4 protein-coding genes are annotated in these 10808 nt (G+C 73.0%); 2 read left to right on the forward strand and 2 right to left on the reverse strand.

Going from position 1 to position 10808, the window contains the following annotated elements:
- Positions 1-7: 7 nt before the first annotated feature.
- On the forward strand, positions 8-1399 hold the full coding sequence (locus QRX60_RS37410) for an amino acid permease (RefSeq protein ID WP_285996172.1): 1392 nt from the start codon (positions 8-10) through the stop codon (positions 1397-1399).
- Positions 1400-1463: 64 nt separating this feature from the next.
- Here the strand turns inward: QRX60_RS37410 and QRX60_RS37415 are convergent, their stop codons facing one another.
- Together QRX60_RS37415 and QRX60_RS37420 are read right to left on the reverse strand one after the other, a co-directional pair.
- The gene (locus QRX60_RS37415) at positions 1464-2081 is read right to left on the reverse strand and encodes a helix-turn-helix transcriptional regulator (protein ID WP_285996173.1); all 618 of its coding nucleotides are present in this window, start codon (positions 2079-2081) and stop codon (positions 1464-1466) included.
- Positions 2078-3199 (reverse strand): threonine synthase, encoded by a 1122-nt coding sequence (locus QRX60_RS37420; RefSeq protein ID WP_285996174.1) that lies wholly within the window; start codon positions 3197-3199, stop codon positions 2078-2080. The genes QRX60_RS37415 and QRX60_RS37420 overlap by 4 nt, the downstream gene beginning before the upstream one ends.
- Before the next feature lie 792 nt (positions 3200-3991).
- Between QRX60_RS37420 and QRX60_RS37425 the strand changes: the two genes are divergently transcribed.
- Positions 3992-10807, forward strand: a complete 6816-nt coding sequence (locus tag QRX60_RS37425; RefSeq protein ID WP_285996175.1) for a type I polyketide synthase — start codon at positions 3992-3994, stop codon at positions 10805-10807.
- The last annotated feature ends 1 nt before the right edge of the window (position 10808 follow it).

A 10808-nucleotide genomic window follows, 5' to 3' on the forward strand; every position in this document is an offset into this window, starting at 1 on the left:
GGCAACCATGGATTCCTCGCTGCTCACCGAAAAAGGTGAAAGCTACTCAAAAGCACTGGGCAACCGCCAGGTGCAGATGATCGCCATCGGCGGCGCGATCGGCGTCGGGCTCTTCCTCGGCGCCGGCGGCAAGCTCCACCAGGTCGGCCCGTCGCTGGTGCTCTCCTACGCGATCTGCGGGGTGGCCGCCTACTTCGTGATGCGCGCGCTCGGCGAGCTCGTCCTGCACGAGCCGAGCTCCGGCAGCTTCGTCACCTACGCGCGGAAGTTCATCGGCCCGTGGGCCGGCTTCGCCTCCGGCTGGATGTACTGGGTGAACTGGGCGATGACCGGGATCGCGGAGATCACCGCGGTCGCGATCTACGTGCACAAGTGGCTGCCGGACGTGCCGCAGTGGATCACCGCGCTGGTCGCCCTCGGCGTGCTGCTCGCGGTTAACCTGCTGAGCGTCAAGCTGTTCGGTGAGCTGGAGTTCTGGTTCTCGGTGGTCAAGGTGCTGGCCATCGTCGTCTTCCTGGTCACCGCCCTCGGCCTGGTCTTCACCAGCGCCGACATCGGCGGCACGCCCGCCGGCGTGCACAACCTGACCGACCACAGTGGATTCTTCCCGGCGGGCATCGGCATCGCGCTGATGACGCTGCAGGCGGTCATCTTCGCCTACTCGGCCATCGAGGTCGTCGGCATCGCGGCCGGCGAGACCAAGGACGCCCGCAAGGTGCTGCCGAAGGCGATCAACGGCGTGGTGTGGCGGATCGGCGTGTTCTACGTCGGCTCGGTGCTGATGCTGGCGATGCTGCTGCCCTGGCCGTTCTACAACGGTGACGAGAGCCCGTTCGTCACGGTGTTCAGCCGGCTCGGCATCCCGGGCATCGGCGACGTGATGAACGCGGTCGTGCTGACCGCGGCGCTGTCCAGCGTCAACTCCGGCCTCTACTCCACGGGCCGGATCCTGCGCTCGCTGGCCGAAAAGGGCGAAGCGCCGTCGTTCGTCAGCCGGATGAGCAGCCGGCACGTGCCGTACGGCGGCATCCTGTTCACCTCGATCGCCTACCTGCTCGGCGTGGTGCTGAACTACCTGGTGCCCAAAGACGCGTTCGACATCGCCATCGCGATCGCCTCGCTCGGCGTGATCACCACCTGGGCGACGCTCGTCTTCTGCCAGCTGCGGCTGCGCCAGGCCGCGCTGCGCGGCGAGGTCGAGCGGCCGTCGTACCGGATGCCGTGGGCGCCGTACTCGGGCTGGGCGACGCTGGCGTTCCTCGCGCTGGTGGTCGTGCTGATGGGCTTCTCGGACGGCGCCGAGAAGATCGCGTTCTACTCGATCCCGGTGCTGGCCGTGGTGCTGGCGGTGGGGTGGCGGGTGATCTCGAAGCGGCGGGAAAGCGTCCCGGCCGAGTAGTGCCGGGCACCGAAGGCCTCCTCGGGAGCAACCCCGAACTCCCGAGGGGGTCTTCACCTTCGGCTCAGCGCAGGTAGTTGTAGACGCTCGCCCGGGAGATCCCGAGCAGGTCGGTCAGCGTCGGCACCGCGTTCTTCAGCTCGAGGAACCCGCGCTCCTTCAGCGTCCGCACCAGGTCCTTCTTCCCGGCCGCCGGCAGGCTGCGCGGGGTGTGGCCGCGCTCGGTCGCGTAGTCCTCGACCAGCGCGCGCAGCTCGTCGGCCGTGCGGGCGCGCAGTGACTCGCTCAGCGGGGCCGGTTCGTCGGCGCGGGCGAGCCGGGTCAGGGCCCGGGCGGCGGAGCCGAGCAGGGAGACGTCGAGGTTGAGGCACAGCGCCGCGACGTACTCGCCGCCCGAGTTGCGGAGGCCGATCGACGTGCTCTTCGCCGGCCGGCCGTCGGGGAAGCGGTTCGGGTAGTTCTGCAGCACGTCCGGGAAGCCCGGGTCGGCGATCCGGGCCAGGCCCAGCTCGGTCGCGGGGTCGCCGACGGCGCGCCCGGGCAGCCCGCCTTCGATCGCGCGCACGGCGTGGGCCGGGTCGCGCAGGTCGTGCAGCACGACCTCGCACAGCCCGGGGAACATCCGGGCGACGGCCTGCGCGATCTTCTCGGCCTCGCGCAGCAGCAGCTCGTCCTCGGTCATCCGATCAGCTCCCGCAGCTTGTCGGGTGCCTTCAGCCCGGAGCCGGTGAGGACGACGACGGTGGTCTCGCCCGGCCGGATCGCGCCGCGCTCCCGGAAGACGTCGATCGCCGCGGCGGCGGTCGCGCTGGTCGGCTCCGCGTAGAGGCCCAGCGAGGCCAGCCGGCGGGCGGCCGCGGCGATGGCGTCCTCGGGGATCGCGGCGGTGTCGCCGCCCGACCGGCGGATCGCCGCGACGACCTCCGGGAGCCGGACCGGCTGCCGGATGGCGGTCCCCTCGGCGACGGTCGGCGCGAACTCCGGTGGCCGCCGGTCGTGGACGGCCGCGTCGATGGGGGAGCAATTGCGCGGCTGGGCGACCAGCAGGCGCGGCCGCCGGGTGATCGACCCGGCCGCCAGGAGCTCGCCGAAGCCGAGGTCGCAGCCGAGCACGATGCTGCCGGCACCGGCCACCGTGACGACCGCGTCCGGCGCGCGGAAGCCCAGGTCCTCCCACAGCTCGTAGGCCAGCGTCTTGGTGCCCTGCAGGAAGAAGGGGTGCCAGTTGTGGCTGGCGTAGGACGTGCGCGACGAGCGGCGGACAGCCTCGGCGGCCGTGTCGTCGCGCGTGCCGGGCACGAGTACGACGTCCGCACCGTACGCGCGGGCCTGCAGGACCTTCGCCGGTGACGTCCCTTCGGGGGCCAGCACGGTCGCCGCGATCCCGGCGGCGGCGCTGTAGGCCGCGACCGACGAGCCGCCGTTGCCGGAGCTGTCCTCCAGCAGCTCCTTCACCCCGGCGTCGGCCACTGCGGAGATCATCACGCTGGACCCGCGGTCCTTGAAGCTGCCGGTCGGGCTGAACCACTCGAGCTTGAACCGCACGTCACCCTCGCCCCACGGCCGGGGGACCAGCGGCGTGCAGCCTTCCCCGAGCGAGACCGGGCGCAGGTCGCCGGGCAGGGCGGCCCGGTACCGCCAGAGCGACCGGATCCCGGTGTCGACGTCGCCGGGAGCGAGCCCGGCCAGGGGGGCGACGGTCAGGGGTGTGCCGTCGTCGCCGCGCCACCGCAGCGGGTCACCGGCGTAGCGCGTCCCCGCTCGCTCGTCGACGTACCAGTACTCCACGGCCACCTCCACGTCTGGACAGATAGTCGAAGTCTAGACGATGTGTCTACGGTTACCGACTAGTACGCGAAACGCTTTCAGCTTCTTCTAAGGAAAATCTGTCACCGGAGAGTGGAAAATTCCTGTCGACGTGCGGTGGAGCGCAAGAGCGGAGGTACCGATGGTGTCCGGCCGAATACCCGCAGTCGTCCTCGGCGCGGGCGGCGCCGCCGCGGGCGAGGCGTCCGGGCCCGGCTCGTCCCGGGGTGGTGTGAGCACGGGGAACCCGGGACAGTCGGGAATCCACAGTGGACTCGGCGGTTCTGGCGACACGAATCGGACGGGGTGCCGGCACTACTTTCGGCTGTGGGTAAAAGTGCCGGGAGAATAGTCGCGACGCAATCCGGAATTCCGCGGGGTTTCGTGTTGTGGGCCGGTCCGGAAGTCGTGGTCGGTTTTACCGCCACGACACTTTGCGGTGCGCCCGTGGAAACGGCAGGACCGCCGAACGGCGTGGTCCGGTGTGGTCAGTCACACTGCGTCCGCCGGGTGAGAAGGCTTGCCCCATCTGGTGGTGTGTGCCAGGCGGACCGCAGGTCCGGGCCGGTGTGGCCGGCAGTGGTGGCCTTGCGCGGGCTATCCGGTACGTCTTCCCGGCGGGCGGAACGTGACGGCGACGTTAAATTCTTGCGTCTCCGGGCTGGTCCGTCCCGAATTTTCTGAACCAGCACGACGAAATCGTGGTGGGTTGTTGACGTCGGCGGTGCGAACCCGCTTAAGTACTCCCCGTTGTCCATCACCCTTTCGTGCGTCGCGGGAGTACCCATGCGTGTCTCGAAAGCCGACCGCGGATCGGCTGACCTGATCGTCGCCGTGTCCCCCGTGCGGTGGCCGTCGGCGCGCGGGGTCGCCGCCGCCGCGCGCGGCGGCGGGCTCGGCGTGCTCGACCTGACCGGCGGGACCGCCGCGGACGAGCTCGCGCTGCTGCGCGAATGGGGCGTCCCGGCCTTCGGTGTCCGGCTGACCGGCGCCGTCGCCGACCTGCCCGAAGCCGCGACCACCGTCCTGCTGACCGAGGACTCCCCGTGCACCGCGGGAGACTTCCCGGGCCGCCGGGTGCTGGCGGAGGTCACCAGCCGGGCGTCGGCCGCGCGGGCTGTCGCCGCCGGTGCCCACGGCCTGCTCGCCCGCGGGCACGAATGCGGCGGCCGGACCGGGGAGCTGAGCACGTTCGTGCTGCTCCAGGCCCTGCTCGCCGACGAAGCCCTCGATGTCCCGGTGTGGGCCGCGGGCGGCATCGGCCCGCACACCGCGGCCGCCGCGGTCGCGGGCGGCGCGGCCGGCGTCGTCATCGACACCCAGCTCGCCCTGCTGCCGGAAGCCGAACTCCCGTCGGCGCTCACCCGCGCGCTCACCGGGCTGGACGGCTCCGAGACGACGGTCGTCGACGGGGTCCGCCGCCTCGCCCGGCACGGCTCCGAGCCGGTCGAAGCCGGCCAGGACGTCTTCCTCGCCACCCGCTTCCGCGACCGGTGGGGCACCGTGACCGCCGCCGCTCGCGGCTTGGCCGACGCGATCGGCGAAGCCCTGCGGGCCGAGACCCCGGTGCTCGGGCCCGGCAGCGCGGGCAGCCGCGCGCTCGGCACGGCCCTGCCGATCGCGCAGGGACCGATGACCCGGGTCAGCGACCAGCCCGCGTTCGCCGCCGAGGTCGCCGCGGGCGGGGCACTGCCGTTCATCGCGCTGGCCCTGTCCGGCCCCGAGCAGACCCGCGACGTCCTGGAACGGACCCGCGCATCCGTCGGCGGTGCGCCGTGGGGCGTCGGTGTCCTCGGGTTCGCCGCCGAAGACGTCAAGGCCGCGCAGCTCGAGGTGATCCGCGAGCTGCGGCCGACCCACGCGATCATCGCGGGCGGCCGGCCCGCGCAGGCCGCGGCGCTCGAGGACGCCGGCATCGCCACCTTCCTCCACGTGCCGTCGCCGGGACTGCTGAAGCAGTTCCTCGAGGCCGGCGCGCGCAAGTTCGTCTTCGAAGGCTCGGAATGCGGCGGCCACGTCGGGCCGCGCACCAGTTTCCCGTTGTGGGAAGCGCAGCTCGGCGTCCTCGCCGACTTCCTCGCGGCCACGCCGGACGCGGCGCCCGACCTGCAGCTGCTGTTCGCGGGCGGGATCCACGACAAACGGTCGGCGGCGATGGTGGCCGCGCTCGCCGCGCCGGTGGCCGCGCGCGGCGCCGCGATCGGGGTGCTCATGGGCACCGCCTACCTCTTCACGCGCGAGGCCGTCGACGCCGGCGCCGTGCTGCCGCTGTTCCAGCGCAGCCTGCTCGGCGCCGAGCACACCGACCTCCTGGAGACGGCGCCCGGACACGCGACGCGCTGCGTCCGCAGCCCGTTCACCGAGGAGTACGCGGCGATCAAGGCCGATCTCGCCGCGCAAGGCGTGCCGAGCCGCGACGCCTGGGAGAAGCTGGAACAACTGAACGTCGGACGGCTTCGGCTGGCCAGCAAGGGCATCGAGCGCGTCGGCGCCGAGCTGCGCGACGTCGGCGAGGACCGGCAGCTCGCCGAAGGCATGTTCATGGCGGGCGAGGTCGCCGTGCTGCGCTCGGCCGTCACCACGGTCGCCGACCTGCACACCGCGGTCGGCGAAGGCGCCAACGCGTTCCTGCGCGAGCGGGCCGCCGCCTTCGGCATCACCACGCCGGAACCGCCGGCACCCGCGCCGCTGGACATCGCGATCGTCGGCATGGCCTGCATGTTCCCGCAGGCGCCCGACCTGGCCACGTTCTGGGCGAACGTCCTGGCCGGCGCCGACGCGGTCACCGAAGTGCCGCCGCAGCGCTGGGACACCTCGCTCTACTACGACCCGGACGGCCAGGGCGAGCGGACACCGTCGCGCTGGGGCGGGTTCCTGCCCGAAATCGGCTTCGACCCGCTGCAGTACGGCATCCCGCCGTCTTCGCTGGCCAGTATCGAGCCGGTGCAGCTGCTGGCGCTGGAGGCCGCGCACCGCGCGCTGGCCGACGCGGGCTACGCCGACCGCGCGTTCGATCGCGCGCGGACGTCGGTCGTGTTCGGCGCCGAGGCGGGCAGCGACCTGTCGAACGCGATGACGCTGCGCTCGGTCCTGCCGTCCTATGTGGGCGAACTACCGTCCGAACTGGACGAACGGCTGCCGCGGATCACCGAGGACTCCTTCCCGGGCGTGCTCGCGAACGTCATCGCCGGGCGGATCGCCAACCGGCTCGATCTCGGCGGGGCGAACTACACGGTCGACGCCGCGTGCGCGTCGTCGCTGACCGCCGTCGACGTCGCCTGCAAGGAGCTGACCGCCGGGACCAGCGACCTGGTCCTCTGCGGTGGCGCGGACCTGCACAACGGCATCAACGACTACCTCCTGTTCGCCTCGGCGCACGCCCTCTCGCCGACCGGCCGCTCGGCGACGTTCGACAGCGCGGCCGACGGCATCGCGCTCGGCGAGGGCGTCGCCTGCGTCGCGCTGAAACGGCTCGCCGACGCCGAACGCGACGGCGACCGCGTCTACGCCGTGATCAAGGGCGTCGGGGCGGCTTCCGACGGCCGGGCACTGGGGTTGACCGCGCCGCGGCCGGAAGGCCAGCACACCGCGCTGACCCGCGCGTACCGCAACGCCGGCGTCTCGCCCGCGAGCGTCGGGCTGGTCGAGGCCCACGGCACCGGGACCGTCGTCGGCGACCGGACCGAGCTGGGCACGCTGACGAAGGTGTTCACCGAGGCCGGTGCCGCGCCGGGCAGCTGCACGATCGGTTCGGTGAAGTCCCAGATCGGGCACACGAAGTGCGCCGCGGGGCTGGCCGGGCTGATCAAGACCGCGTTGGCGCTGCACACCGGCGTCAAACCGCCGACGTTGCACCTCTCGTCGCCGAACGCCGCCTGGGACGCTGCGACCAGTCCGTTCGTGTTCCAGACGGCGGCGCAGCCGTGGGCCGCGCCGGCCGCCGAGCGGATCGCCGGGGTCAGCGCGTTCGGCTTCGGCGGCACGAACTTCCACGTCGTGCTCGGTGCCCACGACAGCGTCCCGCCCGCGCAGACGGCGCAGGAGTGGCCGGCCGAGCTGTTCCTCTTCACCACGGACGCGGCAGTTCGCGACCTGCTCGCGCTGGCCTCGGACGTCCCGGCCGGCCGGCAGCCGTGGCGGCTGCGGGACCTCGCGCTGAGCGCGTCCCGGCGGGCCGAAGCGGCCGGCGGCCGGGTCCGGCTCGCGATCGTGGCGTCCACTGTGGACGAGCTGACCGGGGTGCTGCGGCAGGCCCTCTCGGGGCAGGACGCCCCCGGCCTGTACCGCGCCGGGGACGAGGAGCCCGGCGACGTCGCGGTGCTGTTCCCCGGCCAGGGCAGCCAGCGGCCGGGCATGTTCGCCGAGCTGTTCGTCGCCTTCCCCGAGCTGCAGCGGTACCTGCGCCTGGACCCGCCGACGGCCGACGTCGTGTTCGGCCCGGCGGTGTTCGGCGAGCCGGCGCGGCAGGCGCTGGCCGAGCGCGTCACCGACACCCGCGTCGCCCAGCCCGCGCTCGGCCTCGCCGGGCTGGCCGCGTTCCGGCTGCTGACCCGCGCCGGCGTGCGGCCGGCGATGCTCGGCGGGCACAGCTACGGCGAGCTGACGGCACTGGCCGCGTCGGGCACGTTCACGCCCGAAGCGCTCCTGCACGCCAGCCACGCCCGGGCGGCGGCGATCCTCGGCGCCATCCCGGACGGGGACCCGGGCGCGATGGCCGCGGTCGCGGCGTCGGCGGCCGTGGTGGATTCGGTGCTGGGTGCGTCCGACGTGGTCCTGGCCAACCACAACTCGCCCGAGCAGACGGTGATCTCGGGCCCGACCGCCGACGTCGAGGCCGCGGTCTCGCAGCTGCGAGCGGCGGGACTCGGCGCGAAACGGATTCCGGTCGCGTGCGCGTTCCACAGCCCCCTGGTCGCCGCGGCGGGGGAGACGTTCGGGCGTGCCCTCGACGCGATCGGCGTCGTGCGGCCCGCCGTCCCGGTCTACGGGAACCGGACCGCGGGGCCGTACCCGGCGGACCCGGACGAGATCCGCGGCGAGCTGGCCGCGCAGGTCGGCTCGCCGGTCCGGTTCGTCGAGCAGGTCGAGGCGATGTACGCAGCCGGGGCGCGGGTGTTCGTCGAGGCCGGGCCGGGTGCGGTGCTGACCAGGCAGGTCGGCGCGATCCTCGGGGACCGTCCGCACCGGACGGTCGGGTTCGAGCAGCCGGGCCGCCGCGGCCTGCCGGGCTTCCTCGGCGCGCTCGCGCAGCTGGCGGTGGCCGGGGTCCCGGTCGAGACCGGCTGGCTGTTCCGCGGCCGCGACGCGGTCGACGCGGCGACGGCCCCGCGGCCGAAGCGTCCCGGGTGGACGGTCGACGGCCACCTGCTCCGCACCGCGGACGGCACGATCCCGGCCGGTGCCCTCCGCCCGGCGTCACGCGTTTCGCTCAGTGTCGCTTCGGCGCCTGAGACCGCGACGTCGGAGGCGATGGTCGCCGACTTCCTGCGGACCAGCCGCGAGATGATCGCCGCCCAGCGTGACGTGCTGCTGGGCTTCCTCGGCAGCGAGGCCCCGCCGGCTTTGGCAGTCCCGGAGCGCCCCAATGTGGCGTTGGTTGCGTCTGACGCACCGAACGCCACATTGGGTGCGTCTGACGCACCGAACGCCACATTGGGGCGCTCGGTGCTGGAGACGATCGTCGAGGTGATCGGGGAGCGGACCGGGTATCCGGTGGAGATGATCGAGCCGGACCTCGATCTCGAGGCCGACCTGAGCATCGACTCGATCAAGCGGGCGGAGATCGCGGGCGAGCTGGCCACCCGGCTCGGCCTGGCCGGTGGCGACGTGGAGGAGTTCGCGAAGGCCCGGACAGCGGCGGCGATCGCGGAGCTGATCGGCGAGCAGCGCCCCAATGTGGCGTTGGTTGCGTCTGACGCACCGAACGCCACATTGGGGCGCTCGGTGCTGGAGACGATCGTCGAGGTGATCGGGGAGCGGACCGGGTATCCGGTGGAGATGATCGAGCCGGACCTCGATCTGGAAGCCGACCTGAGCATCGACTCGATCAAGCGCGCCGAGATCGCGGGCGAGCTGACGGTTCGCCTGGGCACCGGCGAAGTCGAAGAACTCGCCAAGGCCCGCACCGCGGCGGGGATCGCCGAGCTGCTGGGCACCGGAGGCACCGAACCTGCCACCGACGAGCCGCCGACCGTCGAACCCTCGGTGGATCACCCGGAACCGCAGCCGGTGATCGTCGCGCCGAAGCGGTACCTCATGACCGAGGCCGACCTCGCCCCCGCGACCGCACCCGACATCGCCGGCCGCCGGTTCCTCATCCTCGGCACCGGCCCGCGGGCCGAGGCTCTCCGCGCCGAACTGACCGCGCACGGCGCCGAAGCCGCCATCGGCGACGACGTCCGGCCCGGCTTCGACGGCTACCTCCACCTCCCGGAAGGCGACTCCGTCCTCCCCGCCGCCTTCCCCCAGTACCGAGCCGCCCTCGCGGAACACCCCCGGTGGCTGCTCACCGCCGGACCCGCCGAAGGTCTCCGTGGCTTCTACCGCAGCGTCTCCCGCGAATACCCGGACACCCTCGCGCGGGTCGTCGAAGGCGCGGAAGCCGCCGAGCTCGTCGCCGAACTGTCCACAGTGGACCGCGAACCCGTCGTGATCCGGAACGGCCACGCAAGGCGCGGACTCCGCCCCGAAGCGCACGACCTCGGGCTCCTCGGCAGCAGCGGCGCGGGCCCGGCCGGCGACGGTGCCGCCGAAGCGGCCGCCATCGGACTGGACCGCCACTCCGTCGTCCTCCTGGTCGGCGGCGCCAAGGGCATCACGGCCCGGTTCGCCACCACCCTGGCCGGGGCGACCCGCTGCCGTGTGGAACTCCTCGGCCGGACGCCCGCCCCCGCCACCGAGGACGAGTATCCGCAGGCGAAAGACGCCAAGGAACTGCGCGGTGCCCTCATCGAGGCCGGGCTGAAGAGCCCCGCGGAGATCGAGAAGACCGTCCGGCGCCTCGAGAGCGAACGCGAAGTCCGGAAGACCCTCCGGCAGCTCGAAGCCCTCGGCAGCCCGGTGCGCTACCAGTCCGTCGACATGCTCGACGCCGAAGCCGTGCACCGCGCGGTCAAGGAGATCCACGCCGAGTACGGCCGCCTCGACGGCATCGTCTACGCGGCCGGCGTGATCGAGGACAAGCTCGTCGCCGACAAGACGCCGGAGTCGTTCGCCCGCGTCTACACCACCAAGGTGGACGGCGCGCGCACGCTCCTGGAAGCGACCGCCGACCTGCCCGACGAGCCGAAGTTCGTGGTGCTGTTCGGCAGCATCGCCGCCACCCTCGGCAACCGCGGCCAGTCGGACTACGCCGCCGCCAACGACGCCCTCGAAGCCCTCGGCCGGCGATGGCCCGCCGGGCGCGCGGTGACCGTCCACTGGGGACCGTGGGCGCCGACCGGCGACCACGACGGCATGGTGACGCCCGCGCTGATGCGCGACTACGCCCGCCGCGGCATCGAGCTGATCGACCCGGAGGAGGGCACCCTCGGCCTGCTGCGCGAGCTGGCCTGGGGCCGCCCGGACGTCTCCGCCGTCGTCCACACCGCCTCGGGCTGGTGAC

This window comes from Amycolatopsis mongoliensis, assembly GCF_030285665.1.
Taxonomy (GTDB): Bacteria; Actinomycetota; Actinomycetes; order Mycobacteriales; family Pseudonocardiaceae; genus Amycolatopsis; species Amycolatopsis mongoliensis.

Coding starts and splice junctions, on each gene's coding strand:
- QRX60_RS37415 (WP_285996173.1), bottom strand. CDS start 2,081: ATGACCGAGGACGAGCTGCTGCTGCGCGAGGCCGAGAAGATCGCGCAG.
- QRX60_RS37425 (WP_285996175.1), top strand. CDS start 3,992: ATGCGTGTCTCGAAAGCCGACCGCGGATCGGCTGACCTGATCGTCGCC.
- QRX60_RS37410 (WP_285996172.1), top strand. CDS start 8: ATGGATTCCTCGCTGCTCACCGAAAAAGGTGAAAGCTACTCAAAAGCA.